General features: G+C 67.4%; 22 protein-coding genes. 2 read left to right on the top strand and 20 right to left on the bottom strand.

The genetic code is table 11. The annotated features are described in order from the left end of the window. Positions 1-3: 3 nt before the first annotated feature. Together kdpA and ABVN73_RS21785 are read right to left on the bottom strand one after the other, a co-directional pair. Positions 4-1,713: a potassium-transporting ATPase subunit KdpA gene (gene kdpA / locus ABVN73_RS21790; protein ID WP_353861294.1), complete on the bottom strand. Its 1,710-nt coding sequence runs from the start codon at positions 1,711-1,713 to the stop codon at positions 4-6. A gap of 10 nt (positions 1,714-1,723) precedes the next feature. Beyond that, positions 1,724-1,813, bottom strand: coding sequence for a K(+)-transporting ATPase subunit F (locus ABVN73_RS21785; protein WP_014242079.1), 90 nt, complete (start codon positions 1,811-1,813; stop codon positions 1,724-1,726). Between the two features lie 464 nt (positions 1,814-2,277). Between ABVN73_RS21785 and ABVN73_RS21780 the strand changes: the two genes are divergently transcribed. After that, positions 2,278-2,628, top strand: a complete 351-nt coding sequence (locus ABVN73_RS21780; RefSeq protein ID WP_353861293.1) for a hypothetical protein — start codon at positions 2,278-2,280, stop codon at positions 2,626-2,628. A gap of 23 nt (positions 2,629-2,651) precedes the next feature. On the opposite strand, the gene ABVN73_RS21775 is transcribed toward ABVN73_RS21780, so the two are convergent. From ABVN73_RS21775 to ABVN73_RS21750, 6 genes are all read right to left on the bottom strand, one after another. Further along, positions 2,652-2,774: a hypothetical protein gene (locus tag ABVN73_RS21775; protein WP_353861292.1), complete on the bottom strand. Its 123-nt coding sequence runs from the start codon at positions 2,772-2,774 to the stop codon at positions 2,652-2,654. 12 nt (positions 2,775-2,786) lie between these two features. Beyond that, entirely contained in the window at positions 2,787-3,275 is a 489-nt protein-coding gene (locus ABVN73_RS21770) for a glycosyl hydrolase 108 family protein (protein WP_353861291.1), read from the bottom strand. After that, entirely contained in the window at positions 3,272-3,451 is a 180-nt protein-coding gene (locus ABVN73_RS21765; protein WP_353861290.1) for a hypothetical protein, read from the bottom strand. The genes ABVN73_RS21770 and ABVN73_RS21765 overlap by 4 nt, the downstream gene beginning before the upstream one ends. A 78-nt stretch (positions 3,452-3,529) precedes the next feature. Next, positions 3,530-4,921 (bottom strand): glycosyl hydrolase family 28-related protein, encoded by a 1,392-nt coding sequence (locus ABVN73_RS21760; protein WP_353861289.1) that lies wholly within the window; start codon positions 4,919-4,921, stop codon positions 3,530-3,532. Positions 4,922-4,929: 8 nt separating this feature from the next. Further along, positions 4,930-5,211, bottom strand: a complete 282-nt coding sequence (locus ABVN73_RS21755; protein ID WP_353861288.1) for a hypothetical protein — start codon at positions 5,209-5,211, stop codon at positions 4,930-4,932. 14 nt (positions 5,212-5,225) lie between these two features. Beyond that, positions 5,226-9,143, bottom strand: coding sequence for a hypothetical protein (locus ABVN73_RS21750; RefSeq protein WP_353861287.1), 3,918 nt, complete (start codon positions 9,141-9,143; stop codon positions 5,226-5,228). Positions 9,144-9,484: 341 nt separating this feature from the next. On the opposite strand from ABVN73_RS21750, the gene ABVN73_RS21745 reads away from it, so the two are divergent. Then, positions 9,485-10,351, top strand: coding sequence for a hypothetical protein (locus ABVN73_RS21745; protein ID WP_353861286.1), 867 nt, complete (start codon positions 9,485-9,487; stop codon positions 10,349-10,351). Between the two features lie 58 nt (positions 10,352-10,409). Here the strand turns inward: ABVN73_RS21745 and ABVN73_RS21740 are convergent, their stop codons facing one another. The 12 genes from ABVN73_RS21740 to ABVN73_RS21685 all read right to left on the bottom strand — a co-directional run bounded on the left by ABVN73_RS21740 (position 10,410) and on the right by ABVN73_RS21685 (position 26,208). After that, the gene (locus ABVN73_RS21740) at positions 10,410-12,797 is read right to left on the bottom strand and encodes a hypothetical protein (RefSeq protein ID WP_353861285.1); all 2,388 of its coding nucleotides are present in this window, start codon (positions 12,795-12,797) and stop codon (positions 10,410-10,412) included. A gap of 50 nt (positions 12,798-12,847) precedes the next feature. Further along, a complete protein-coding gene (locus ABVN73_RS21735; RefSeq protein WP_353861284.1) occupies positions 12,848-15,697 on the bottom strand; it encodes a hypothetical protein in 2,850 nt (949 codons plus the stop codon). A 62-nt stretch (positions 15,698-15,759) separates the two neighbouring features. Then, on the bottom strand, positions 15,760-18,666 hold the full coding sequence (locus ABVN73_RS21730; RefSeq protein ID WP_353861283.1) for a transglycosylase SLT domain-containing protein: 2,907 nt from the start codon (positions 18,664-18,666) through the stop codon (positions 15,760-15,762). Continuing rightward, on the bottom strand, positions 18,666-19,196 hold the full coding sequence (locus ABVN73_RS21725; RefSeq protein ID WP_353861282.1) for a hypothetical protein: 531 nt from the start codon (positions 19,194-19,196) through the stop codon (positions 18,666-18,668). The genes ABVN73_RS21730 and ABVN73_RS21725 overlap by 1 nt, the downstream gene beginning before the upstream one ends. Further along, positions 19,196-21,319 carry a hypothetical protein gene (locus tag ABVN73_RS21720; protein WP_353861281.1) on the bottom strand — a complete coding sequence of 708 codons (2,124 nt, stop codon included), beginning with the start codon at positions 21,317-21,319 and terminating at the stop codon, positions 19,196-19,198. The genes ABVN73_RS21725 and ABVN73_RS21720 overlap by 1 nt, the downstream gene beginning before the upstream one ends. Beyond that, positions 21,312-21,887, bottom strand: coding sequence for a hypothetical protein (locus ABVN73_RS21715; RefSeq protein WP_353861280.1), 576 nt, complete (start codon positions 21,885-21,887; stop codon positions 21,312-21,314). The genes ABVN73_RS21720 and ABVN73_RS21715 overlap by 8 nt, the downstream gene beginning before the upstream one ends. Before the next feature lie 115 nt (positions 21,888-22,002). After that, on the bottom strand, positions 22,003-22,215 hold the full coding sequence (locus ABVN73_RS21710) for a hypothetical protein (RefSeq protein WP_353861279.1): 213 nt from the start codon (positions 22,213-22,215) through the stop codon (positions 22,003-22,005). Positions 22,216-22,225: 10 nt separating this feature from the next. Next, complete coding sequence (locus ABVN73_RS21705) at positions 22,226-22,642, bottom strand: Bbp16 family capsid cement protein (RefSeq protein ID WP_353861278.1); 417 nt, start codon at positions 22,640-22,642, stop codon at positions 22,226-22,228. Between the two features lie 18 nt (positions 22,643-22,660). Beyond that, a complete protein-coding gene (locus tag ABVN73_RS21700) occupies positions 22,661-23,602 on the bottom strand; it encodes a major capsid protein (protein WP_353861277.1) in 942 nt (313 codons plus the stop codon). Between the two features lie 12 nt (positions 23,603-23,614). Further along, complete coding sequence (locus ABVN73_RS21695) at positions 23,615-24,340, bottom strand: hypothetical protein (RefSeq protein WP_353861276.1); 726 nt, start codon at positions 24,338-24,340, stop codon at positions 23,615-23,617. Between the two features lie 21 nt (positions 24,341-24,361). After that, the gene (locus ABVN73_RS21690) at positions 24,362-24,667 is read right to left on the bottom strand and encodes a hypothetical protein (RefSeq protein WP_353861275.1); all 306 of its coding nucleotides are present in this window, start codon (positions 24,665-24,667) and stop codon (positions 24,362-24,364) included. Next, the gene (locus ABVN73_RS21685; RefSeq protein ID WP_353861274.1) at positions 24,664-26,208 is read right to left on the bottom strand and encodes a portal protein; all 1,545 of its coding nucleotides are present in this window, start codon (positions 26,206-26,208) and stop codon (positions 24,664-24,666) included. The genes ABVN73_RS21690 and ABVN73_RS21685 overlap by 4 nt, the downstream gene beginning before the upstream one ends. Position 26,209 lies beyond the last annotated feature (1 nt).

Here is a 26,209-nt window from a genome sequence, read left to right as displayed (position 1 = left end):
CGGTCAGAAGAGGAGGCCGGCGCGCATCGCCAGATGCTCGGCCACCGGGCCGAGGGCGAGCGCCGGGAAGAAGGTCAGACCGCCGACGATCAGGATGACGCCGGCCAGCAGCCCGACGAACAGGCCGCCGTGGGTCGGGAAGGTGCCGGCCGAGGCCGCGCTGCGCGTCTTGGCGGCGAGCGAGCCGGCAACCGCCAGCATCGGCACGATGACCAGGAAGCGGCCCACCAGCATCCCGGCGGCGAGCGTCAGGTTGTACCAGAGCGTGTTGCCCGACAGCCCGCCGAAGGCGCTGCCGTTGTTGGCCGCCGCCGAGACGTAGGCGTAGAGCGCCTCCGAGAAGCCGTGCGGGCCGGCGTTGGCGAGCGAGGCGAGGCCGCTGTCCAGCACCACCGCGAAGGCGGTGCCGCCCAGCATCATCAGGGGCAGGCAGAGCACGGCGAGCATGGTCATCTTGACCTCCTTCGCCTCAAGCTTCTTGCCCAGATACTCCGGCGTCCGCCCGACCATCAGACCGGCGACGAACATCGTGACGATGGCGAACAGCAGCATGCCGTAGAGCCCGGCCCCGACGCCGCCGATGATGATCTCGCCCAGCATCATGTTGACCATCGGCACCATGCCGCCCAGCGGCATGAAGCTGTCGTGCATCGCGTTGACCGCTCCGCAGGAGGCCGCCGTGGTCACCGCGGCGAACAGGGCGCTCATGGCGATGCCGAAGCGGGTCTCCTTGCCCTCCATGTTGCCGGCGCTTCCCTCCAGCCCGAAGGCGGCGAAGGCCGGGTTGCCCTGGGCCTCCGCCCAGTAGACGACGGCGACACCGACGAGGAACAGCAGGCCCATGGCGGCCAGGATGGCCCAGCCCTGCCGCTCGTCCCCGGCCATGCGCCCGAACAGGTTGGTCAGCCCGGCGCCGATGGCGAAGATCGACAGCATCTGCACGAGGTTGGTCAGGGCGTTCGGATTCTCGAAGGGGTGGGCGGAGTTGGCGTTGAAGAAGCCGCCGCCGTTGGTGCCCAGCATCTTGATCGCCTCCTGCGAGGCGACGGGGCCGAGCGCGATGGTCTGCCGGGCGCCCTCCAGCGTGGTGGCGTCCACCGTGCCGGCCAGCGTCTGCGGCACGCCCTGCCACACCAGGAACAGCGCGCAGAGCAGGCTGAGCGGCAGCAGCAGGTAGAGCGTGCCGCGGGTCAGGTCGGCCCAGAAATTGCCGACCGTCCGCGCCCCGGTGCGGGTGAAGCCGCGGACCAGAGCCACGGCCAGCGCGATGCCGGTCGCCGCCGACACGAAATTCTGCACGGTCAGCCCGGCCATCTGCACGAGGTGGCTCATCGTGCTTTCGCCGCCGTAATTCTGCCAGTTGGTGTTGGTGACGAAGCTGGCGGCGGTGTTGAAGGCGAGGTCGGCGGGCACCGCCGCCATGCCCGTGGGGTTCAGGGGCAGGATGCCCTGCAGGCGCTGCAGCGCGTAGAGCAGCAGGAGGCCGGCGACGTTGAACAGCAGCATGGCGACGGCGTAGGTCACCCAATGCTGCTCCGCCTTCGCGTCCACCCCGGCCAAACGGTAGAGCCCACGCTCAAAGGGGCCGAGCAGCGGCGAGAGCAGCGTGCGCTCCCCGTTGAACAGCCGCGTCATGTAGCCGCCGAGTGGGCGCGCCACGGCGGCCACGAGGGCGGCGAAGAGCAGGATGTGAATCCAGCCACTGACGGTCATGGGAGTCTCCTCAGAACCGTTCGGGGCGGATCAGGGCGTACACGAGGTAGCCCAGCAGCCCGGCGGCGACGAGGCCGCCGAGCGCGTAGTCAACGAACATGGCCCGGCCCCCTCACAAGCGGTCGCAGGCGTGCACATAGGCGATGGACGCGGCGAAGAAGGCCGCGGTGATCGCCAGAGCGATGATGTCCAGCATGGTTGCCTCCGGGGCGCGTCCGGAGAGTCGGGCGCGCGTCAGCGTGAATCGGATGCCGGCACGGCTGTGTCCGGCACGATCAGGCTGCGCCCGAAGCGCGTATAGATTCGAGGGGGGCGGTGGGGGGCGTGGAATATAAAGGGCGTATATGCGCTTAGAATTCCTTGATAATTGAACACTATCAATGACTTGCCGGCATGATGCGGCGCGCCAACAAGCGCCGATACAGGCCGTTACGCATCAATAAGATCAATCACATGCGTCGCAGTATCGGATTGGCGAAAACGGCCACGTGGCGTGCGCGCTCCCCAAACCGTTGACAACGGCGCCCTCTTGTTCTCGTCACGTTCCCATGCCACCATCGCCGCATGAGCACTGACCATCCCCCTCGTGCGATCTGGGACGCCGCTGTCGCAATGGCCGGCGGGCCGGAGCTTTGGAACGGCCTCGGGCCGGAGATCCGCAACCAGTACATCGCCATGGCGGAGGCTGCGGCACCTGCCCTGATGGGCGGCGGAGCGATCCCGTGGCCCGATGTCCAGAGGACGGTCGAGTTCGTGCTGTCGCAGAACCGCGGGATGCAGACGGCCAAGAAGCCCGACGACGTGGCTGTCACCATGCTTGCCATGAAACTGGTGGAGCACATGCGCGGCTCCGGCTACACGGTGTTCGCTGGCCGGCCGGCCGATGCTCCCAAGACACACGGCCCCAAGGGGTAACGGGGCGCAGGGCGCCCCTCTCCTCACATCCCCACGAGAGCCTGGAGCGCCATGGGGAGGAAGTTGGTTCCGGCGAAGTAGTCGACCGCGCCAGCGACGGCGGCGAAGGCGACGAGGGCGAGCTTCTTGCGGTGGGCGATGGGCATGGGAGCCTCCTTTCAGGCAGTGATGGCGAGGGCGAGGCAGGCGGCCATCCGGCGCATCCAGCCCAGGCCGTAGGTCGGGAAGTGCGGCAGGCGCCCGTAGTGGTCGGCGCGGCGGGCGGCATACTCGACCAGCAGGTCGGCGGGCCGGGCGCGCTGCACAGCGGCGAGGGTCTTCGGCCCGATCTTGCCGTCGGCTTCGACGCCCGCGGCGAGCTGGAGGAACTTCGCCGCGGTACCCGCCCCCTGGTTCACGGCGGTGTCGAAGTGGAAGAAGGCCACGCCCGCCGGCAGGTTGCCGCAGCCGGCCCGGTCCCAATAGTCCCGGCGGTAGATCGCCGCCGCCTGATCGCGGGTCAGGTTGCGGATGTCCAAATCCGGGTAGGCGCGCTTGGAGATGCCCCAACGGGTCAGGCCGCCGGGGTCGCGCGGATCGTCGGTGATCGTCGGGCCACCCTCTTTCTCCAGGACGAAGGCCAGAGCCTTTTCGAAAGGGCTGGTCACAGGGTGTCCTCCTGGCTGTCACGCCGCACCTGACGGTTCCAGCGCCAGACCAAGAAGGCGATGCCGAGCAGAAGGCTGACCGTGGTCAGCACCGCGTTGACGTTGGTCAGCACCGCCGCCCACCCGGGCGCCGTGAGGCTGACGGCGATGGCCGTGTTGTCGGCGGGTTGCTGCACTGGCTCTCTCCCGTTGCGATGACGGGAGGTTGCGCGGACCGGGAGGTGCGACCCAACGCACCGCCGGCCAAGTCACGGTCAGCCCGGCGTCCTGATGATCGCGAACCGGCCGCCGGTCGCCCGGATCTGCGCTTCCAGGTCGGAGGTCGAGGCGGCGGTAATGCCCATCGTGGCGGTGAAGCTCACCACGCCACCGGAGGCCGAGGCCGCGACCGTGATTGCGCCGGCCGGCTGCTCCTCGTTGGTCAGGGCGGTGATGGTGATCGCGGAGGAAGAAGCCCGTAGGGCGAAGCGCTTGACCGTGATCGACGGGCCCACGCCGGCCACCAAGCCCGTCGCCACGATTTCGACAAGCGTTGCCGTCCACGCTGCCATGGTGATCTGGAACAGCGGCTTGGTGATCGGGCCTCCGCCCGGCAGGACCGGGTAGACGATGCCCGCGCGCCAGTCGGACACCTCTTGGTCCGCGACCTCCATGCTCCGCGAGGGCGGAAGGTCGACCTCCGCGCCACCGCCGACATTGCAGCCGACGAGGCGCATGTTGCTGTATGGGATGCTCCCTGTCGCGTCGAAGCCGAACACTCGGTCAAGCCCCGCGTCGATCTGAATGTTATCAACGGCGACCCGCTGCCGGTACACCGTGTTCGGCCCGATGCTGATTGCGACGGAGCCGAGACCTTCCCCGGTCCCGGCTAGGTGACTGCTCGAAATCAACACGTCGCCGACCACGCAGGCGTTGCCTTCGTAGCGCCAGAAGGCCCCGCTCACGACACCGGAGATCCGTGAGAAGCTGTTGCCCGTGCCGGACCCCTGCGTGAACTGCCATCCGTGCACGGTGTGCTTGGTCCAGGGCCGGAGGACGATGTTGTTGAACGTCAGCCACGCGGTCGGGCTTTCGTAGCCGAACGGGGTCAAAGCCGGCGCCTGCGCTGCACGGAAGAAGGTGTGAAAGCCATACGCCGTGATGTTTTCGAAACGCGACCATTGGAAAAACGTCGTGCTCGGACCTTCCACAAGAACTGCGGGGCCACCGATGTATTCGTCACCGGCAAGGCAATCCTTGATGAGCGACAGATCGGACATGCCAAAATCTTCAATCGTCTGGTCCACGACGACCTTGAACAGCGGGCTGTTGGCGCGGCCCTTGATGATGCGTGTCGCCGCGCGTCCGGCGCCCACGATGGTAAGGGGTCTGCGGATTGTGAGCGTGCCTTCCACGCGAATGTCTCGGGCCGGGAGGCGGATCGCCGCGCCGGCCGCCGCGTCGTCGATCAGCCGCTGGATCGCCGCGGTATCGTCGGTGCTGCCGTCGCACACGGCTCCGGCATCAATGACCGTCAGATCATCGGCCAGCCGGTCGAAAATCGAGCGGGCCGGAGCACCCGCGACTCGGGGCTGATAGGTGGGCAGATGGTCGGGCGGCAGCGGACCTGCCAGCATGGACGGGTGGATTTTGGTCAGGGGGTCCACGGGCGGCCTCACACGTCGATAGCGCCGGCGAATTCCGGCATGCTCTTGAGAGCGTCGTAAATGGCGGCCCGCGTCGGCTCGCCGTCGCCACGAAGACCCAGGGCGTCGAAGCTGAGGCGCGTCTGGCTGGAAAGCATCGGTGACTTGGCTTCGCCGCGAGCCTCGGCAGACAGGTAGCCGGACAAGTAAACGTCGCAGCATCGGTCCAAGTAATAAATTTGAACACTGGCGACGCGGTGGTAAGCAGCCGGGACACCGAATTCGGTGTTGATTTCTTTGTGCAGCGCCATGTTTCAGCTCCTCGTTAAGCAGTTGTTGCGTCGGTGATGAGCCCCGTGCTTGCCAGGGCGGTGATGAGTGAGGCGAGCGCAGCGTTCCCGCCGCGCGACCCGGTGACGGTGGTCCGGGACACGGGCGCCGTGCCGTAGAAGCCGAGCTTGCCGTTCCCGACCCGAATTTGCGTGTTGAGTCCAGCAGCGGCACCCTCCGCGCCGCCGGCCCCCGTGACGGCCAACGACCATTCACCGGTAGCTGGTGAGAAACTGAGGCTTCCGCCGTAATGCGTGCTGGACCCCTTGCCGTACACCCAGCTCGATCCATTCCACCGCACGTTCGCGCAGAATGCCGGGGCCGCGCCCTGAATGTAGACATACTGCCCGCCACCACCGCTGTACCCGAAGCGTGCTGCGGTCGCGCCGTTCTTCTCGGCGTCCACTTCGAAGGCTGCTTCGTCGCCACCCGCGCTGCCCGTCACCGACGCGGCGGACGCCACGATGGTCTTGCCGTTCCCCTTCGGCGCGAGGCGTAGGTCAATGTTCGCATCGCTACCGTTGACCCCGAACTCGGGCGTGCCGCCGGTGCCGTGCGATGCGATGTAGCAGTAATTTTGCGGGTTGCTGCTATTTCCGTAGATCGTCAGGCCCCTGCTGCCCCGGACGTCGATACCGACGTAGCTGTTCCCGCCGGTCCCCTTCGATCCGATTACGAACGGAACATCAGGATCGCCGCCGGCCGCCCGCATCTGCACAGCGACGCCGGTCGGCGCCCCGGTGAGCGTCACGAAGTTGACCGCGTTGGCCGTGTGCGTGATCTGAGCGTGGATGTTGGTCGGCGTGGAGCCTGTTGGCGTGTTTGTGTAGAAAACCACGGGGCTGGTGTCCGTGGTGCCCACGCACATACGGCTCCCCGAGGACTGCACGCGCGGACCGTTGCCGGACGTGCCGGCCAGGGCCACCACTTGATTGACGGCGCCCGCCACGTCCGGAGCCGTCAGCCCGTTCGACAGCGCGGTACGACGAGCCTTGGCGTCGCTGGAAATCGTGTAGCCGGTCAGGTCGCCAAGCGTACCGGTGCCGACCACAATATCCGTAGAAGATCCGATGTAGACGCGTCCCGGAGCGGCATCGGTGAACAGTCGCGTGAATTCGGCAATCCAGCACCCATCAAAGTAAATGCTGCTGCCCGAACCGGACTTGTTAAGGAGGGTTGTGCCGCTGTATCCGTTGCCGAACAGGTGGCTGTTTGCCACCCGCACCGTTCCAGCCGTCTGGCGTATATAAGTCGAGTGCGCACCTTGATTGAACGTCAGGCCGTTGAGTACCAGATACTCTGGCGCGTCGATCTTCACCATGCACGGGTCAGCTTCGTCCACCCGCCCGTTCGTCGCCAACGATCCACCGTTGAAGGTGATGACGTTGGGGATGTAGCCGGCACTGGATTTGATCTCAATGCCGCACGTAAGCGCTTCGCCGGACGCGTTGGTGACTTCAACGCCGAGCGCGCCCGCAGACCCCGGATTGCCGTTCTCGTTCGCGCCTGTGATCTGGCGCAAATAAAGGCCGCGACCGCCAAAAATGAACCAGTCGGTTCCCTTGATGCCATCTGCACCGTTGTCTTCCACCAACACCCGCAGGCGGCATGCCTCCCAAGAATAATCCGGTGGGAACGGTGTGCCGTCTTCCGGGCTGTTGGCATGGACGCCGCGGATGTACGTCACGTCGGCGGTGTCTTCCAAGTACACCATCCGGTAATTGAACCATCCGGCGATGTTTTCAATCACCGAGCAGCCGTGGGCGTAGACGTGTCGGTCGTTGCCTATGGCGATCCACGGGTTGTCAAAGCGGATGTTGCGAATGACCGAATAGCCGCCGAATGTGCGGATCGTCGGGCGCGATGCGATGGGCGACGCGTAGGTGCCGCCGTCACAGGCGATGGTAAAGCCCTCCAGCGCAGCGCGGGAGTGCAGGTCAAAAAGCGGGCCGACGTCATGGCCGAGGCCGCCGGGAAGTGCGGCCCACGCCGCAATGCCGAGGTGGTAAATGGTCGTCGCGCCGTCCAGCAGATCGTCGCCATAGATCTGCAGACCGCCCGGCACAACGAGCGACGCCATGCCGGCCACAAAATCATCGCCGTCTTCGATCGGGTTGGCGACGTGCACGCAGTATTTTCCGTTCGGCAGATAGAGCGGCATCCTGTGCCCGGCGGCATACGCAATCGCCGTCTGCAGGTGCGGGCGGGTGTTGACGCCCGTCCACGTTTCCGGGTCCCAATCGTTCCTGACGCCGAACCACAAGGCATTGACGCTGCCACCGTCGTAGACGCGCATCAGCCGGCCCGTCCCGGAATATCCGGCGGGCTTGACCACCATGCCGGGGACTTCGGTCTCGGTGCTGGCTGCATCCCACACGAACACGCCGCCCCCGCCGTCGCCGGAGCCGTAGAAACCGGCCACGTTGACCACCTTCGCCGCCGCGACCGCCGACGCGGACAGCGCGGCGGCCTCCGCCATCGACGTCACATTCAGCGCGCCGGGGTCTCCTTTCGGCCCGGTCGGCCCCTGGACGCCCTGGGGTCCTTGCGGGCCGGATGCACCGGTATCACCTTTCGGCCCCTGGATGCCCTGGGGGCCTTGTGCGCCGGGATCGCCCTTCGGCAGGGTGATGGCCAGCACCGCGGCGGTGGCGGTGCCGACATTGACGACGCTGGGCGCCGTGCCTCCCGTAACCGCGCCGATGGCCACGGTTGCCGCGTTTCCAGTGTCGCCCTTCGGCCCCTGGGGGCCTTGCACGCCCTGGGGACCTTGGGCGCCGACATCCCCCTTCGGTCCCTGGAGGCCTTGCGCCCCCTGGGGTCCTTGAGGACCTTGCGTCCCAGTATCGCCCTTGGGTCCCTTGATCTGCCCGACATCGGTCCAGCCGCCGCCCGACCACACCCACAAGTCGGTGCCGATGATGTAGCCGTCCCCCGCCGTATTGCCGGACGCGGGCAGATCCGCCGTGCTGCCCTTGGTGCCGAGAATGCGGACAGACGTGCCGTCGGCGCCCTTGTCGCCTTTCGGTCCGGCCGGACCCTGGATGCCCTGCGGTCCTTGCGCCCCCTGCGCTCCTTGCGGCCCCTGGGGACCTTGCAGGCCCTGCGGCCCCTGCGCGCCTTGCGGACCGGTGTCGCCCCGCGGGCCATGCTCTATGATCGATTCCACACCGGCGATACGAAGGTCGACCGGTGCGCCCGCCGGGGCGGGAGCGGACAGGACGATGTCTTCCCCGTCGATGGCATAGGCGGACGGCTCCTGCTTCACGCCGCCGACCACCACCAGCACGCTCGACTTGGACACGAGTCGATGACCGGTCGGGAAGCGCGTCCGGGTGCCGTCCCCGACGTAGCCGGTCACGTCGCCGACGCTGCGACCGTCCAGCCACGCGGCGATGGTCACGCCTTCGATCTGCGCTGTCGTGGCGTCCGACATGACCGGCTGGCCGGCCCCGTTGAAGGCGAAGAAGCGCCCCGCACGTTGCGGCGCCGGCGGCAGCGTGGCGTTGGTGTCCAGGTCGTCTGAGGCGGCCAGCTTCAGCGCGCGGCCAAGACCATCCTGCTGTTGCTGATCAATCATGACCAGCCGATCAAACTCCTGGTTCAGCGCGGGGATCCGGATAGTGCCCGCCGCCGGGAACGCCGTGCTGCGCTCCAGCTTCAGCTCGCGGTAGACAGTCACGGTGCAATTCTTGACGGGCGTGGTCAGCGTGACCGTGCCGCTCTGTCCAGCGCCGCTCACTGTGTAACCGGCCCCCAGCGTCAGAGGCTGGTCAGCCTGCCCATCATTGACCACGACATGCACGTCTGCGTCCGCCAAGAACGGGAACGGCACCGTGAAGACGCTCTCCGGCGTGGTACCGACCTGATAGACCCGCCGCGGCTGCTGGTCTCCAACGATGATGTCCGCCATGCCCTATCCCCTATCCTCCTGCTCGGCGGCAGGATCGGGGGCAAGACGAATCGGAACCAACGCACCCCCGTCAGGAGGAAGCCGGACAGCGGTCTCAGCTTTCAGTCCCTTCTTCCGGGCCCAACGCGGATGGGATCCAGGATCGAATATTCGCAACAAGCTCTAGGCTTATACCAAAAGCGCTTACACCTCAGAACAGACTGAATTCATTAGATCACCAACCGTCAATAGAATACATCTTGGAAATATCATATTTTTCGGTTGTGCCGGGTATCGAGGGTAGAGATAATTTTCGGCAATTTGCGCCCCCCCTGATCGCGCATACACCATTGGAGGAAAGATTGGCTGGTTTGGTTTGGGTATCAGGATACTACAGAAAAGACGGAACTTATGTAAAAGGATACTATAAAACAGCACCAGACAGCACAAAGAATAATAATTTCTCAACTGTTGGAAATACCAACCCGTTTACCGGAGAGGCTGGAACGAAACCCGGCGGGTCGAATTCCATTTCGGCAGGATCCTCCACAAACACAAACTACACGGGAAATCCGACAGGATCTTCGGGTGGAACATCAACACCGCCCGATCTTCTCAGCGGAGGAAACCCGACAGCCGTCACTAAAACACTGCCGGGCGGCATATCCACTACGGTGGTCTACTGGGACGAGTTCTTGGTAACAAACATGTCAAGCAACGGATCAACAAAATTTATAAAATCAAAAGAATACTCCGGGCCTGTAAACAGTCTTGAAAAAGAAATTATAGGAGACAGCAGCTCACAGATTATATACGGAACACCGGCGAACGATTTTATTAACGGTTCCGGAGGCGATGATGCCATTGACGCTGGGCCTGGAGACGATGTTCTGGATGGTGGCACGGGGTCAAACTTCCTAACCGGTGGGTCTGGCACCGACACATTCTTTATTGACGGGCGGACCGGCGGAATCACGTGGTCAACCGTCACAGATCTCGAACACGGCGAGTGGATAACGGCTTGGGGTTGGAAGGAGGGTGTCTCAAAACTGACGTGGCAGGAGATGAACGGCACCGGAAGCTTTACAGGAGCAACGGCACGAATCGATCTCGATGGCAATGGCAGCATCGACATGAGCTTGACAATTACTGGCAAGGCCTCCGGTGCGATTATCACCCTTCCAGGCCAAGTAGATGGCAATGGGTACCTTGCCTTTACACTTTCATAAAATATCGTGAAGCTGGCGCTCCTTTACGGAGCGCCAGCCCCTGGGCATTTGTTCAGCATTACCGCGGCAGCGCCGCCCCTAGGTCCGGCGCGCGGTCGGGCGCCTGCCCCGGCCTCCACCAGAACCGCTGCCCATAATCCTTGCGCGCCCGCTCCTCCATCCGCCGGAAGGACTGCCGGTATTCGGGGTCCGCCATACTCTGGATGGTATCCATCACCGCCCGGTCGGTCACAAGGCGGCTGTACCAGAGGTTCGCGCCGGGCAGGTTGTAGCGGATGAAGCGGGCCACCTCCGCGCCGAACTTCGTGGGCTCTCCCTCCAACACCTTCCGATAGTCGGGAATCGCCAACCGGGCGGCTTGGTCGGCGAGGCCGAACACCGGCCCGGCGAGCGTCATCGGCAGGCCCTGCTGCCCACGGTCCAGCCCGGCGGCGAAGAAGTCGCCGAAGATGCCCGCGCCCCCGCCCTGCATCCATGCGGCGCCCCAGAACTTCGGATCGTCCATCCGGCGCGGGTCCTTGCCGGTGATGATCTGGCGCGCCTGGATCGAGACGGCGCCGGCCAGGGTCAGCATGGCGGACAGGGCGGCGAACTGCGCCACCTTCGAGCCGCGGGCATCGATGAAGGCGCGGGCAAGATGGGTCGTCGCCATGGTGATGCTGAAGGATTTGAACAGCATCGCCGATCGAGCCATCTCGCCCATGAAGGTGCCGCGCTGCAGGCCGCCCGTGGTGAGCTGGCGCACCCGGGCGTCCGGCTCCAGCACAGCGAAAGCGCGCTCCTCGATGATGGCTTCCATCAGCCGTTCGCCCAACTGCCGGTCGGACACGTTGGCCGGGTCGAAGAAGCGGGCGCCCTCATGCTCGATCGGGGGCGCGGCCCGGATCACGTCCCAATCCGCCGCGCTGAAGCCGTAGCGCTCCAGCATCTTCCGGAGCGGCGCGTCCACCTCGCCCAAGGGCTTCCCGGCGTTATCGGCGACGTGCCCCATCATCTCCAGCATGAAGGCGTTCTTCACGCCGTTGGTCCAGGCGGACAGGCCCTGTGCCCGCACTACGAAGGAGGCCATGCGCCCGGTGATCCCCTGCCCCACGATCTCATCCGCGAACCGCTTGGAGCCGATGGCTGAGTCCATGACGGCGCTCGACACGATGCCCATGCGCAGGGCGAACGCCCGATCCGCCTCGCTGGCCGGGTTGAGCTGCTTCAGGACGGAGCCCAGCAGTTTCACCGCCGGGACGCCGTTGGCCTTGGCCGCCCAGGTCGCCATGACGGAGTCGGCAGGCACGGCGGAAACGAGCGCGGACCCCAGCTTGCTCGCGGTCATCCAGTTCCGAATGCCGCCAAAGATGGCCGCCGTCAGCTCGGACTGTGCAGCGCCTAGGCGGCCCGACAGCACGTCGTAGGTCCGCCCGATGGCCGCGGCACTCTCGACGGAGCGGACAGGGTTCAGCCGGGCCAGCACGCCCATGTCGCGCGCACCCTCCGCCTTGTAGGCGATTTCCTGAAGCGCGCGGACCGTCGCGCCATGCTTCGGCCCCAGCACCTCCGTCAGGGCGATGTCGCGTGCCATTCCCTGCATGTGCCCAACCAGCAGACCGAAGAGGTCGTTGCCCACGCCGAAATGGTCGTTGTAGGCCAGGAAGGCGTCCGCGTTCTGCCACTGGAAGACGCGGCGCTCGTTGTGCCGGCCGTAAGAGCCGCCCTTCCCCGGCGGGGGCGGCAACTCGGAAAGGATGTTGTCTCCGGCCGTCTTGATGATCGTCTCCAGCTTCAGCCCCGTGGCCGGGGCGCCCGTGTCGAAGTCGACCACCTGGAGGTCGCCGCGTTCCGCCGCCTGGATCAGGTGTTCGGTCCACGCCTCCCGCCCGATTTGCCGCACGCGCCGTGCGTCGGTGACCTGCGGATGCCGCCAATCGTCGCGCTTCACCAAATCACCACCGGCCCCGATGTAACGGTCGGCGGCGAACTCGCTGGCCTCGCGCCAGCCCTTGGCGAACGCCGCGGCCTCCGCATCGTTGGTCGACATGCCGTGCAGTTCGCGGATGACGTTCCGCATACCCGCGGTGTTCTGCACCAGCCCGGCGGCCTTGCTCCGGTAGGCGTTCAGCCCGTCCGCCATCCGGCGCAGGAGCTGGCCAAGCACCACCTCCTGCCGAGCCTCGACGTTGCTGAAGGTCGCCTTTCCCCGCATGTCACGGACCAGCACGGCCATGGCACCGGCGACAGCGCCGTCCGGGTGGGCCTGCACGTCGTCCATCACGCGCGCCACGGTCAGGATCTGCCGGGCCGTGCGCGCCTTCTCCCGCTCCGCCGCCTCCTTCATGATGCGGGCGGTTTCCGCGACCGCAGCGGACAGGGCCTTGTCCGGAGCCATCTCCGCGGCGTACTGGCTCTCCAGATCGCGGATGGTCCGCAGCGCCTTCTCCGCGGCCTCACGCGACAACAGTCCAGCCTCAACCCGACCGTCGAGGCACTTCTTGATGTCCAGGTCTTTCACTTCATCACCTCGCCAAAGGCGCAGGCCGCGACCGTAGCGGCATCGTTGATCGCCCGGTCCGCCTCGTCCATCAGGTCCATGGCGGAACGGTGGACGGCCACCACCCGACCCGATTCGTCCACCACTTCACCGACGGGCACGTCGAGTTCACGGGACGCCATCAGGCGGTTGACCTCCTGGAACAGTGCGGGCTCCACCTCCGGAGCGGCAGCCACCTCATCCGCCGGGCGCGCAGCCGAGGCCAGGGAACCGAATAGGTCAGCATCTTCGCGAGGCGGCAGAACCGGCTCACCACCGCGGAACTTGACGCCTTCCAGCAGCCCGTCCATATCAAGGGTAGAGGGGTCCGGCGGGCGTAAGCTGGTGCCATCGCGCAGCGGGGACGCTGGCTTTGTTGTGACGCCGGGCCTCTCGATTTCCGTCAGCACTGGTTCGTAGAACAGGCGCCCGTCTGTCGTCTCCTTTACCGTGAGCTTGGCCCGGTACAGGGTGTCAGCCAGACGGAATGGTGCGTAGAAGCGGTGGAACGCCACCACATCCGGCGAGTCGGCTCCGCCCTTGTTGCTCTCTACGAAGACGGCCCGGTCCATCAGATCGCGTAGGTTCGGCAACACCTCCAGGTCCGCAGGCATCTTGGCCGATGCGATGCTCTTTTCGATGCCCTTGCGGGAGACGGCTATGTCGCCCCAGCCGGTATCGGCGTTGGTCAGCGGCGCATCCCGAAGGTTCTCCCGTGCCCACTGACGAGCCGCAGCGCGCGCGTCCTTCCACGACAGGTCGGCCCATTGCGCCGACGCCTCGGTGATCGCCACCGACCCCCTGTTGCGCAGCTCGTCCGGGGTGGCCCGGCGCACGACGGTAAAGTCGCGCCCCTCTTCCCGCACGGTCATGGGCGGGGGTGAGGACGCGCCAGCAGCCTCGCGCCGTGCGGCCTCTACGAAGTCGCGCACCGCTGCATCGTACCGCCCATCCTCGCGCGCACGACGGGCCGACGCGGACAGGGCATCCGACAGGGCGCCCTTCCGGTTCGCCAGCGTGGTCAGGGTCTGGATCGCCGCCCCGTCGGCGTCCGCCCGTGCGAGGTTCGCAGCACTGTCCAGAATGTTGCCGGCGCCGGTGATCCGGTCCGCCTCGGCTGTCAGGGTACCGAAGACGGTCCGGTCCCGGCGCAGCACCTTCAAGGCGCGGTCGAGAACGCGGGCACGCTCAAGGAACAGGCTCTCCTGCACCACCTCATCCCCGAACAAGCTGCCCTGCGAGGACGCCGCGCGCTCCGCGGCGCCGGCCTCCATGGCTTGGCGCACGATCGCCTCTGCCTCCGTCCGGTTGGCAGGCTGCAACTTCGCCAGCAGCCCCATCACGTCGCGCTGCATCGGGCCATCCGCGACCAGCCGTCCGACGATGGCGCCGAACTGCTCGGGTACCACGCCGTTGACCACCAACCCGAAGGGTTCGCGTTCGAGCTGGGCCAGCCCCTTCGCATCCCGCACCAGCGCGGAGGTCGGCGGCAGGGACCGGACAATGGACGGGTCGCCGTCGCGCAGCACCTTCGCCGCGTCGAGCGGCGAGCCGGTGCCCTCCGCGATGTTCTTGGCGGCAGCCAGAGCGCGCACCTGCTCCGGCGCCCAGCCGTCCGCCTCCCTGTAGATGACCGAGTTCAAGCGCGGTTCCTGCCCGTCGCCTTGCTCCAGAATGCGCAGGGCCAATCCTCGGCGCTGGTGGCCGTCGGCGACGACGCGCGAGCCATCGGCGCGCTCGTAAACGATGGAGACGCCAGCCCGCTCCGGGCGCCACTCGGTGACGCCCCGCAGCCGATCCGTCACGCCCGCGTCGTCGCCCCCAGCCTTGTACTGGAACGTCTCGGCATCCACCCCCACCGTGCGCGGGTCGAGCGGCACCAACCCGCCGTTCTCGACCGAGGGGATCGCCTCCCGCACGATGGCCTGCACGTCCACCGGGCGCCCGCCCTCGGTGTCCTGCGCGGCCTTCTGGAGTGCCCCGGCGTGCGCCTGCTCCGCCGCTACGCCCGGCCCGAGCGGGTTCGCCGCGCGCACCTCCTGGTCGCGCTCGGTGACGTTCAGGGCGTCCTGCACCTCGCGCGGCAGCTCGGTGCGGTCCCGGCCCCGCCACCATTCGAGGCCGCGCCCGGCCGCCTTGAGCCCGCCGCCGATGATCGCGCCACCGGCACCCGCCGCGGCGATGTTGCCCGCCGCCTCGCCAAGCCCGTAGCTGGGGTCCACCTGCTTCTTGAAGCCGGACGTCCCGGCCTCAATCACAGCCTGTGACCCGGCGGCGACGCCCGCCTCGACGGCCGCGGTGCGGAGAATGCCCGCGCCGGCCGGGGCGCCCGCGAACATGCTGGCGATGTTCAGCGGGTCGGTCATGGCGCCCGCGATGTCGCCCAGCAGGAACCCGGCGCCGCTGGCGAAGCTGCCCGGCTTGGCGGCCAAGGCATCGCGCTCGCCCTTGACCTTCTGCGCCTTCGCCACCGCGCCGGCCTGGATCTCGTCGTCCGTGGGGTAGGCCAGCCCAAGGTCGGGCCGCTCGACCTTCAGGAAGTCGAAGCGCGCCCTGATCGACTTTTCCAGAGCATCGCGGTTCGGCCCGCGCGCCGCGGCCTCCGGGTTGGCGTAGACCTCCCCCGTGGCATCCTCCAACCGGTCCAACGCGGCCTGCACCATCTCATGCCGGGCGCGCCATAGGGCGTCGGAGTTGGCGTAGGCTCGCGTCTCCGCAAAGGCGGCGTGATAGCTCTCCGAGAAGGAAGGCGGGATTTCAGCAGCCGGTGCGTTCTGCGCCCGGCTCAGCGTGTCAGTGGTGTCGGTGGTGAACAGTCCAAGCAGCATGCGGCCCCTCCATCCCGCGCACTTCCGCACGGGCCAGAGGGGCCGCCCAACGCACCCAGCGGCTATTTCGGCAAGCCAATCTGGACAAGCGCATCGCTCCCGATCCCTCCGAACGCGGGACGGGAAGGTCCAACGTCGCTCGGGGCGGCGTTCGGGTTCCACGACGCTGCCGCACCGCCCGAAGCGTATGCCGCCGGTGCCCTGGCCGCCGGGCCGGACAAGTCGTCGTGCCGGCTACGCGGCACCTCACGCCCGTTCAGATCCAGAACGAAGGGCAGGCCGTCCGCCCCGCGCGCGAACCCGCCTCCAATTTCCACCATGTACCGGCCCGGCCCGGCGTCATGCAGGGAGGCCAACCGCCGGAACTCGCTGGCCTTGATCTGCGTCCCGCTGCCAGTGGTCATGCCCGTCAGGTCGGCGTCGGTCAGGCTGTCGATCAGCTTGCCGAACTCGCCATCCGTCATTCCCGGCTTCGGCGGGATGATCTTCGGCACGCCGGCCAGCCCGAACAGCTTGGTCCCCTGCCCCCACGACACCACGCCACCGGTCACGTCGCGCAGTGCCTGCTGCATGCGGCTGCCGTCATAGGCGCCGGTAAAGTCCTTCGCCGCTGCGGACAGGTCGGCATAGCGTGCAAGGGCGGCCCTCTCGATGGCGGCGCGGGCCTGCGGCATGCTGGAGGCTGCGGTGCCCAGGAAGTCGTTCACCTCCGTGCGGACGTTCTTCTCCGGCGGCAGGATTTTCTTGTCCGCGTCGATGTAGCTGGTGCCGCGCACGATGGACAGGGCGAGTTCCGGGTTCTGGTGGTAGATCAGCCCGGCGGAGGCGAACACCGGGTTGTCGCCCGCCACCTTCTCCAGCGTGGCCGTCAGGTGCTTGCCGTCCAGGGACCGGGCCAGCGTGCCGACGATCCGGGCGCGCGTGCCGCTGTCGCCCTGGTCCCAGGTAGCTTTCAGGCTGTTAAGTTCGTCGGGGCGGAGCACAGGCACGGTGCCGGCCGCATAGTGGGTGGCCGTGGCGACCGCGGCGCGCTGCCGCTCCTTCAGCGCACCCGCCGTGGCGTCGGCGTTGGCCCAATCGATCGCCGGAAGGGCGGGCAGCAGGCCACGATCCACGGCGAGGCCCAGCGGGTCGGACTTGACGCGGGCGCGGGTGTCCTCCTCCAGCTTGCGCAGGTCCGTCAGCAGGGCTGCCTTCCCGGGCGTCAGGCCGGTGGCGCCGGCCTCCTGCTCCAGCGACGCGCGCAGGGCATCCTGCTGTGCCAGCGGCTGCTGACCGGCGGCGGAAACGATCTGCGCCCGGTCGACGCGGGCGGCGACCTCCTCCAGCAGATCGTGATCCCCAGCGCGAGACGCGGCGGTCAGGATGCTGGTCAGGATGGAGGCCGGCGGCATGATGCCCTGGTCGAGCCCCTTGGAGACGGCCTTCCACTCCTCATTCGCCTTCGCCGCCAGGATGCGTTGCACGCCTCCCAACAGCTTCGGATCCGTGCCGGGCGCCGCGAACCCGCCCACCCTGGATGTGATATTGTTCACATATTCGCGGGTCTCCTTGAACGGGATCGCCGCGGCCCACCGCTCATCCGTGATCCCGCCGGCGCGCGGGTCGCCGATGTCCTTCAGCCACCCGTCCACCGTGCCCGGCCCGGCGTTGTAGGCCGCAAGGGCAAGCGTCCGGTTGCCGTCGTAGCGGTCGACCATCTTCCGCAGATACGCCTTGCCCAAGGCCTCGTTGTAGGCGGCGTCAGTCTTGAACCGCTGCTCGTCCCACGGCAGACCCGCCGCTTGTGCAGCTTCCGGCCCGGTGGCAGGCATCACCTGCATGATGCCGACGGCACCCTTGCTGCTGGTCAGGGGCGTCACGCCGTCCGCCTTGAACTGGCGCCCCCCGCTTTCCTGCCCCTTCACCGCCGCGGCCAGGGCAGCGAAGTCGTCGGGCGGCGCCGTCGTCGTGCTGGCGCGCAGGTCGGCCACCCGCTTCGTCATTTGGTCGAGCGGCAGCCGGGCGATGTCCTGAAGCTGGTCGAAGCGCGCAGCGGCAGCCCGAAGCTGTGCGGCCTCGCGCCAGCCCTTCGCGGCGGCCAGCTTGCCCGCCACCTCCTCCACCTGCGCCGACGGCACGGCAACGCCTTGCTGGAACGACGTATGGATCGTCTGCGCGTCGGCGCGGGCCTCCGTCAGGTCGGTGCGGCGCAGGGTTTCCCATTGGCGGATTTCCGACTCTGCCCGGTTCCGCACCCGCTCCATCTCGGTCGGGTCGAGCCGGAGTTCCTTGGTCATCCGCTCCAGCTCGGCGAAGGCCCCCTCCATGCCCTTGTCGTCGTAGAGCCGCCGGACGTGCCCGACGATCGACTCGCCCTGCGCCTGCTGCATCAGCTTGTCGAAGCGGATGTCGGCGGCGTCCCTCGACATCAACCCAGCAGCCACAGCATCGTCCAGGGTCGCGCGGGCCGTGCGGGACGCGAACAGAAACTCAGGGGTTCCGGTGCCACCGCGGTAGGCGCTGCCCGTCAGGTCAGTCACCGAGGCGTCCAGGCGGGCATTCACGCTGTCAGTGGCTAGGCGCTTGTCCTTCGTGAACTTGTTCTGCAGGATGTTGTCCACAACCGCCAGCCGGTTCTCCTCCAGCTTCTGCCGGGCGAAGTCGGCATACTTCAGATCCACGCCACCCAGCACCCCTTCGGCATAGCCCCGCCACGCCGCGTTGAAGCCCTCCGGGTCGTCCCGGTGTTGGTCGTACAGCTTGAGCCGCTCATCGCGCGCCGCAAGATCGAGGTCCGTCAGGTACTTCAGCTTGCTCGCATGCTCGGCCTGCGCGGCCAACCTGCCGAAATCGCGCGTCGCCTCATCCGCCGTCTGCCGGAGCGCGCCCCATGCCTGCGCCGCGGAGTTGTCCGGCTGCACCAGAGGCGACGGATCGAGGAGGACGGGCGGGCGGTTGCCGCCTGTGGGAAATCCAGTGCCGGCCATCAGAATTTACTCCCGGTGTTGCGCAGGGCATCCATGTTCTTGGGGGCTTTGGTGCCGCCGCTCATGCTCCCGGCCATGCTCGTCCCGAAGTCCAGCAGCGAACGCCCGGCCCCCAGGTAGCCCGCCGTCAGCGCGTTTGACGCCGCGTTCCCGGCCTGCTCCGCCGACTGCCGGGCGCTCTCCGCACCGTTCAGAATGTTCAGGCGCGAGACGCGCATGTCGTCCATCGCGTCGTTGGTCAGGTCGTCGCGGATCACGAGCGCCGTGGGGCTGGTCTGGGACAGGCCGCGACCGGCCCGGATCGCCTCGATGGTGGAGAGGTTGGACGCCAGTTCCTCCCGGCGCGCGGCCTCGTCCTGCATGGCGCGAGTGCGCAGTTGCTCCTCGCGCTGCCGCTGCTGATCCTGCTGCGCCTTCAGGGCTGCGGACTGAGCCTCGCCCTGCTTGATGCTGCTGTAGACGCCGACGGCGGTCGAGGCGGCAGTCGCCGCAAGGCTAACGACCGAGAGGGTTACGGGATCGATCCCCATCAGATGATCACCTCCATGCTCATGCCCAGGATCGTCATGGGCAGCGGTTCGTCTTGCGTGATGATGACGGAGGGTTCGCGGCCACGGCCAAGCAGCCCCACCTCGAACCACTCGGTGCGCAACGGCGGGGGGTCGGACACCGCCTCACCAACGCGATAGGCATCCATCGCGCGGTCGCCGACCTTCACCCGCACCGAGTCCTGCACGTAGACCCGCGCCCGCGAGACGCGCTTGACGTGGCCGGCGGTGCCACCAGAGGGCAGCTTCGGCTCGGGCGGCAACGTCTCGACGGTCGGGCGGAAGAGGCGGCCCACCTCGACCGGCTCCGCGGGTGTGCCAAGGTCGGCGATCAGGCCAAACGCTCCGGCATCAACCTGACCCAGGTAGTGGGTGCCGGAGCGGGCGTGTGGCTCCATACCAGCGAACGCCGGCGCATAAGCCGGGCTGCCCGCCGGCAGGATCACCGCACCATCGGTCGTCAGCGCCTGGTCGAAGCGCTCGAGGCACCAAGCGCGGGATCCGCTATTGAAGCGACGCTCCACCACGGCGAACACCGCGCCGCCCAGCGTGGCGACAGACCGATAGGCGCCCTCGGTCTCCCACAGCCCCCACCCCAGCACCTGCTGCGATTGAATGGAGTGCATGACGGCGAGCGTGCCGTCCGCGTTGACGAAGAAGGCGTAGCGCTCCGGCAAGCCGTCGGCGCCATGGGTGGCCGCGATGTCCACCGGTTGGCGGATCAGGTGGGCGGCCAGCAGCGCCACGTCGGCGGCCGTCCAGCTCTTGGTCACGTCGCCGGTGGCCCGCACGTCCAGCACGGCCCCGCCGGATCGGTGGATGTACAGGGCGCCCTCGTCAAAGCCCTGCGGCGCCACGCTGCCGCAGCCGTTGGAACTGACCTTGTTGAACTGGATGCTGCTCGGGCGGAGCGGGTTGGCCGCTGTCTCCGGGACGTAGTAGACGCCTTGGTCGGTGAAGATCAGAAGGTGTTCGGCGCTGTGGAAGTGCCGAACCCATGACACAGCGGAATCGCCCAAATCCTCGAAAATGGCGTCCGCGTCCTCGCCGGTGCCGATATCGAAGTCGTAGTGGCTGCCCACGCGGCTCGCCAGCACCGAGGACGGAAGGCGGGTGTGCCCGCCCATCCACAGGCGCTGACGATGAAGCGCGCCGGCCGCCGGATAGCCGTAGACCGGCGACAGGTAAGGCTCATCCCAATCGCGGGCCGGAAGCGGAGGAATCACTCCCTGGGACAGGATCTTCGTAGCTGCCAACGGAGACGACACCACCTCGTCCGCCTTGAACTGGACGCGGCCCTGCGTGATCAGGACCGCCACCTGACCGCTCGGCACATCCACGGAAATGACCTCGCCCTTGGCGCCGGTCTGCTGCCCCTCGATGATGTGCCCGGTCTGAAAGCCCTGCGCATTCTCAAGATGCAGTTCCTGGGAGGGCGGCAGGGTGCTCAAGACGGTTGCGGTTACCTGGGTTGGCGAGAGGAACGCCGTGACCAGCATCTCTGATCCGACGTAACGAATGCGCTCCCCGACGTGGCCCGGTGCGAACACCGGGTCGGTCGAGCCGACGGCGACATGGCCATCGTCCGCCGACGGTTGAATGATCGAGGCGGGCGGGGCAAACTTGGTGTAGGGCTGCTTCAGCGCGCCGCCCGGCCCCTCGTCAGCGGCCCAAGGCTCCAGCGCCCAGGAGGTCGCGCCGGTCCGCCGCAGAACCTGTGGAGGCCAGGACCGGCAGAACAGAAACACCGTATCGCCGCTCTGCACCCAGGTCATCGACTGCACGTCGGCGGCGGTCCAGGGGCAGCCGGTGACCGACCCCGCGGCGCTTCCATCGGGGAAGCAGGCTTCGACCCGAAGCGCGCTGAACAGCAGCAGATACTGCTGGTCAACGGCGAACGTGAACTCCACCAGCCGCGTCCCGCCGGGAACCTCACGGATGTGCCGGCTCCCTGGCCTGCGGGTAAAGCCGCCCGCGTTCAGGGCGCGAACGTTGCGCATCAACCGCGCGCCATCGGCGTGCTGCTGCGTGTCTGAGCGGCGGGCCATGTTGGGCGACAGCTCGCCGGCTCCGAAACTCACCTTGTCGGTCCAGATTTTAGCCACGGCGAGCCTCCAGCAGAGCCGAGGTGGTGGGCATGCGCGGGCTGCGCTTTCGGGAGTCGGCGAGGCGGGCCAGCCGAATGGTTCGGTCCGCAGCCTTGTCGCGGGCGTCCGCCGCTGCGACGTCTTCGTTAAGCGCGCGCAGGAACAGCGCCTCCAGGCGCTGCACAATCGCGGTCTTGAACAGGTCCGGCCAGCGGCGGACCGGTGGGCGGTAGCGCCCCACCGCAACGACGCCCTCGGCCTCGTTCGTCAGGATCAGGTCGGACATGGATTCCCACGCGACCGGGCGCCCGCTCACCTCGATCCGGTCCACCTCGACCCCAGAGGGCACCTGCCATGCAGTCGTCCAGATGGTGTCGGTGTCGCCCGAGACGCGGGAGAGGCGCCGGGTCGTCGTGGTCCAGGTCCAGGGGTGAGCGAACTCGGCGCCGACCACGGCTTCGAAGTTCGCCATCGACACGACGGATTCGCTGTCCGCGTCCTCCAGAGTCGTGATGGGCTTGTTGCCCGTCGCGGTGAGCGCGGCGTTGATCAGGTCGATGTCGGTGTTGAGCGATTGTGCGGCCATGGTGCGACCATGCCGCCGGGTGCCGGGCCGGCCCAACGCACCCCAAAATGCAGAAGGACGCCCCAGGCGGTGGGGCGTCCTTCTTCTCCAACGGCCACTGGAGGCGGTAGGGCCGTCAGGTCTCGGTGTTGGTTTTCTCGGCAGGGGTCTCCACCTTGCCGGAGGCCTTCGGGTCCCAGCCGTCCGGCTTCATCCACGACGCGGCGAAGTCGCCGGGCGAGGCCAGCTCGAACGTCTGGCCCTCGCGGATGTGCTTCTCGCCGTAGTGGCCGGCGTAGCGCGCAACCACCTTCAGCGGCGCGGAGGCTTCCTTCGCGGTCTTGCTCATGGCTTCCCCCTTACCGCGGCAGATAGGCCGGGATCACGTCCACCTTGCCGGCGGCGGCGGCGTCGGTGGTGGAGATGACCGCCTTGACGTAGCGGCGGACGGTGGACGGCAGGGCGAAGCGGCCCAGCTCGGCGCCGACGGCGAGGGCGCCGTTACCACCCACCGCGGTCAGGCTGTAGATCGTGCCCAGGTCGGTCCAGGACGAGCCGTCGGCGGAGTGCTGGAGCTTGATCGTCAGCGCCTTCGTGTCGGCGATGGTGACCGCGGTGTTGACGCGGGCCACCGCCTCGACGGCGCCGTTGATGCCCGACAGCTCGACCCCGCCCCCGTTACCGTCGGCGGAGGCGTTCTGCGGCAGGGTCTGCGCCTTGGCGAAGTTCTGCCCGTGGATGTCCACGAAATGGGGCAGTCCATTGACCTTGTACATGTCCGATTCTCCTCAGGGTCAGGACAGCAGGACGCGGCCTTCGGTGCCGTCGTACAGGTTGTAGGAGGTCATGAACGGCACGCCGCCCCACGCCTCCATCTGGCGGTCGATCACCTTGTCGGCGGGCCGCAGCTGAACGCGGCTGTCCTTGAAAGCGCGGCACAGCGCGCCCTTCAGGCGGGTGTGCATCAGCAGCAGGGTGCGTCCCGAATCGGTCGCGCGGATGTCAGCCAGCAAGTCGTCCAACATCGCCGCCGTGGGCAGCTTGTTGTTGGCGATGTCGATGTTGACGATGGCGCCGACGTTGCGGACGCCGGTCAGCTGGAAGCCCAGGTCGGACTTCATGCGCACGCCGTACCCCAGGACGCCGGACCCGATGTCGTACAGGTTGCCGCCGTTGATCGGCATGGTGTCGAACATCGTGCCATTGCCGAAGCCGTTCGGGTTGTAGAGGCCCGAGCAGACGCCTTCCTCGAAGCGCACGGCGATGATGCTGTAGTTGGTCGAGCCGGTGCCGCCCGCGTCGTAGACGGTGCGGGTGGTGTCGCCGGCCCGGAAGCGATCCACCGCGTACTGGCGCAGGTTGTCGTAGACGATGACGCGCTCGGTGTTCATGCCGGTCATCTTCAGGACCGGGGCGGTACGGTCGGCGAAGTACTTCTCCTTGCCGCCATACTCACGCGCCTTGTCCTCGGCCACCTTGATCGTGCCACCCATCTTGGCGACATCGAAGCGGATCAGCTTCGTGGTGGAGGAAACGTCCGGCAGCGGCGCGTCCATCGCGACGAAGCCGATGGAATCGGCGCTCGTCAGCGTCTCCGCGACGTGCCACATGCCGTGGGTCGAGGAGGCGAACGGGATGGTGTCCAGGATCGGCGCCTCCTCGGTCAGGTGGTCGATCTGCTTCGGCTGCTTCTTGCTCCGCTCCAGAGCAATCGTGCGCAGGGTGTCGAGCGCCATAGGGAGGCTCCGTTACTTCGAGTTGAACAGGTTCTTGTAGTAGTCCTCGGTCGAAACCGCCTCGCTGGCCGGCCCGCCGCCGCTACCCGGCAGCTGCGGACCGGTCGCCAGCTTCATCAGCGTCTCGACAGCCTCCACGCCCTTCGCGGTCGCGATCGCGCCCTTCAGCGCGTCGAACTGGTCGGCGGGCAGCTTGGAACGGAGGAAGGTGGTCGCGCCGTCGATGCGCTCCGTGGCCTTGTCGCCCAGAGCCGTGACCTCCGCCTGCATGGCGGTGGCGGCGGCTTCGTGCGCGGCGGCGTCCATCTGGGCGCGCAGGCCCATCAAGCCGGAGAACTGCGCCTGCGTCAGGCCCGCCTGATGCGCCCAGGTTCGGGCCGCCGACAGCAGCGGGTCGCCGTCCGCGACCTCGAACTTCATCCCCTCCGGCAGCTTCAGGTCGGCGGGCAGTTCCACCTTGTAGGCGCCGGCGTCGGCCGGGACCTGCGAAGCGCGCTCGGTGGCCTGCTGGTGCGCCTGCACCGCGGCGGCCACGTCGAACTTTGGCTTGCCGGCGGTCGCGTCCCACTGGTCTTCCGGCAGCCAATCGGGGCGCGTGGGCGCGGCGGGAGCCGGCGGAGGCGCCGGGGTCGGCGCGGGTGTCGGTGCGGGCGTGGGGGCCGGAGCGGGATCACCGCCGCCGGAACCGCCGCCACCGTCCGGGCTGCGCAGAGGGAAGAAGGTCCAGCGACGCAGCATCACGCCACCTCGCCGGGCAGATCAGCCGTCGCGCCGAAGGCTCGGGTATTCGCGCCGGAGTTCAGAAGGGTGTTGATCGCGTCCATTGGCAACCCGCGTTTCGATGACGCGGACAAGCTGCCGTTGCCCCTCCAGGTGGACCAACGCACTGTGCGAGGCGTCGGGGCTTATGGGCTTCTCGATCGTGCTGGAGCGCAGGAGGGCCAGCACCTCCAGCCCGTCCGCGCTGCCGAAGACGCGGGCGAACAGGCCGTTCAGCCGCCGCTGCTCAGCCTCCTGCTCAGGCGTCAGCCGCTGCTTCGGCTTGTCCAGATCCTGCCAGCTCATTGCCCCTGCCCTCCCGGCAGCATGCCGGCTTGCTGCGCCATGGCCGCCGCGTTCTGGATCATCTGCTGAACCTGCTCCGGGGTGCGGATGGAGCGTGTGTCCTCCAACCCATCCTGGCGGGCGCGCTCCCCGGCGTAGACCGACCAGTCGATGATCAATCCGGCCTGCTGTGGCCCGGCAAGCTGGGCCAGTTCCGCAGCCAGGGCCTTCAGCCGCACCCCCTTCTCTTGCTCCTGCGACCGGGCGTATGGGTTCGTCGGGACAAGGCTGATCGGCCCCTTGTTGCCAAGCTCGACCTTGGGCAGGGAGCCGCGCTTTTCCAGCAGGAAGGCGAATCGCCGGATGATCGCGAACTGCCAGTCGGTGACGATCCCGCCGGCGGGGGCGCCCATGCGACGGGCGGTCTCCTGCGCCTGATCCAGCCATTGCGTGGCGGTCGGAGGGGTGCGGCCCAACTGCTGGGGCTTGTCCTGGAACAGCGCGCGGCGGATCGCGCTCTGCAGGCGCTCCTGCTCCATGAAGCCGATGTTGAAATTGCCGGTGGTGTCGAGGACGTTCACTTCCTTCGCCGACCCCTGCGCTGCGGGGATCCAGGTGCCGGCGGTGATGCCCTGGGTGATATCGATCACGCCGTCGTCGGGGTAGACGACAACCGGGTCGACCGCCCGGTCGGCGTTGCGCAGCACCAACTCGTTCAGCTTGTTGATGGTCTTGATGTCGGGCAGCGCGTTGTAGAGCGGGCCAAATCCCCAGGCGGTGGTGGCGTCGGTGTCCCAGCGACAGACGATCATGGGGCAGGAGCCGGCGCCCACATAGTTCGCCTTCAGGAAGACGTTGCTGCCCTCCGCCTCCACCAGCATGAAGGTCCATCGCTCCGTGCCGCGGTCGCTCCAGTCGCGCCACATGCCCTCGGTCACATCAACTTCCACATCGGCGGGGCGGTTCTTCAGCGCCTCGGGAAGCACAGCACCCGGCCACATGACCGGGATCAGCTCGGCGCGCAGGCGGAATTTCCGGAACCGGCCATCCACCACGCCGCCGGGGCCGCGCTCCAGGTAGAGGTCCGACACGGGAATCGCCGTGCATTCGATGGGCTGGGTGGGGTGCACGTCCTGGATCAGCATCGCCATGGTGCCGGTCGCGAGATCGCGGTAGCACTCGCGCGCGGCCTGCGTCAGGTTGGACGCGGCGATGGCCTCCCACAGAGCATCCTTGTAGTCGGCAATCGCCAGATCGACCGCGCGCAGCGCCGCCGCGTCCAGCTTCAGGTGCTTCGCCGGGGACAGCTTCACCCATTCCGATGTGAACGGCGGGGTGAAGGCGTTCAACATGTCGGAGGAGAAGTCCGCGGCGGCCTCGATGGCGGTGCTGTCGAAGATTTCGTCCAGGCTGTCCTGTGGCGCCGTCCCGTCCTGGAGGTGACGGTGCGGGAACACCAGCCGGTAGATGTCGTCCAGCCGGTGGCGCACCCGCGCCTTGTCCTGCGATGCGCGGGTGAAATGCTGGCGGAATGCCTTCAGGTCGGGGTTCTGCTCCTCCATC

Source organism: Azospirillum formosense, from assembly GCF_040500525.1.
GTDB classification, from domain to species: Bacteria; Pseudomonadota; Alphaproteobacteria; order Azospirillales; family Azospirillaceae; genus Azospirillum; species Azospirillum formosense_A.
The sequence above is the reverse complement of the archived record's forward strand: the minus strand, read 5'-3'. Positions and strand labels throughout refer to the sequence as shown.

Coding starts and splice junctions, on each gene's coding strand:
- kdpA (WP_353861294.1), bottom strand. CDS start 1,713: ATGACCGTCAGTGGCTGGATTCACATCCTGCTCTTCGCCGCCCTCGTG.
- ABVN73_RS21785 (WP_014242079.1), bottom strand. CDS start 1,813: ATGTTCGTTGACTACGCGCTCGGCGGCCTCGTCGCCGCCGGGCTGCTG.
- ABVN73_RS21780 (WP_353861293.1), top strand. CDS start 2,278: ATGAGCACTGACCATCCCCCTCGTGCGATCTGGGACGCCGCTGTCGCA.
- ABVN73_RS21775 (WP_353861292.1), bottom strand. CDS start 2,774: ATGCCCATCGCCCACCGCAAGAAGCTCGCCCTCGTCGCCTTCGCCGCC.
- ABVN73_RS21755 (WP_353861288.1), bottom strand. CDS start 5,211: ATGGCGCTGCACAAAGAAATCAACACCGAATTCGGTGTCCCGGCTGCT.
- ABVN73_RS21750 (WP_353861287.1), bottom strand. CDS start 9,143: ATGGCGGACATCATCGTTGGAGACCAGCAGCCGCGGCGGGTCTATCAG.
- ABVN73_RS21735 (WP_353861284.1), bottom strand. CDS start 15,697: ATGCTGCTTGGACTGTTCACCACCGACACCACTGACACGCTGAGCCGG.
- ABVN73_RS21730 (WP_353861283.1), bottom strand. CDS start 18,666: ATGGCCGGCACTGGATTTCCCACAGGCGGCAACCGCCCGCCCGTCCTC.
- ABVN73_RS21725 (WP_353861282.1), bottom strand. CDS start 19,196: ATGGGGATCGATCCCGTAACCCTCTCGGTCGTTAGCCTTGCGGCGACT.
- ABVN73_RS21715 (WP_353861280.1), bottom strand. CDS start 21,887: ATGGCCGCACAATCGCTCAACACCGACATCGACCTGATCAACGCCGCG.
- ABVN73_RS21710 (WP_353861279.1), bottom strand. CDS start 22,215: ATGAGCAAGACCGCGAAGGAAGCCTCCGCGCCGCTGAAGGTGGTTGCG.
- ABVN73_RS21705 (WP_353861278.1), bottom strand. CDS start 22,642: ATGTACAAGGTCAATGGACTGCCCCATTTCGTGGACATCCACGGGCAG.
- ABVN73_RS21700 (WP_353861277.1), bottom strand. CDS start 23,602: ATGGCGCTCGACACCCTGCGCACGATTGCTCTGGAGCGGAGCAAGAAG.
- ABVN73_RS21695 (WP_353861276.1), bottom strand. CDS start 24,340: ATGCTGCGTCGCTGGACCTTCTTCCCTCTGCGCAGCCCGGACGGTGGC.
- ABVN73_RS21690 (WP_353861275.1), bottom strand. CDS start 24,667: ATGAGCTGGCAGGATCTGGACAAGCCGAAGCAGCGGCTGACGCCTGAG.
- ABVN73_RS21685 (WP_353861274.1), bottom strand. CDS start 26,208: ATGGAGGAGCAGAACCCCGACCTGAAGGCATTCCGCCAGCATTTCACC.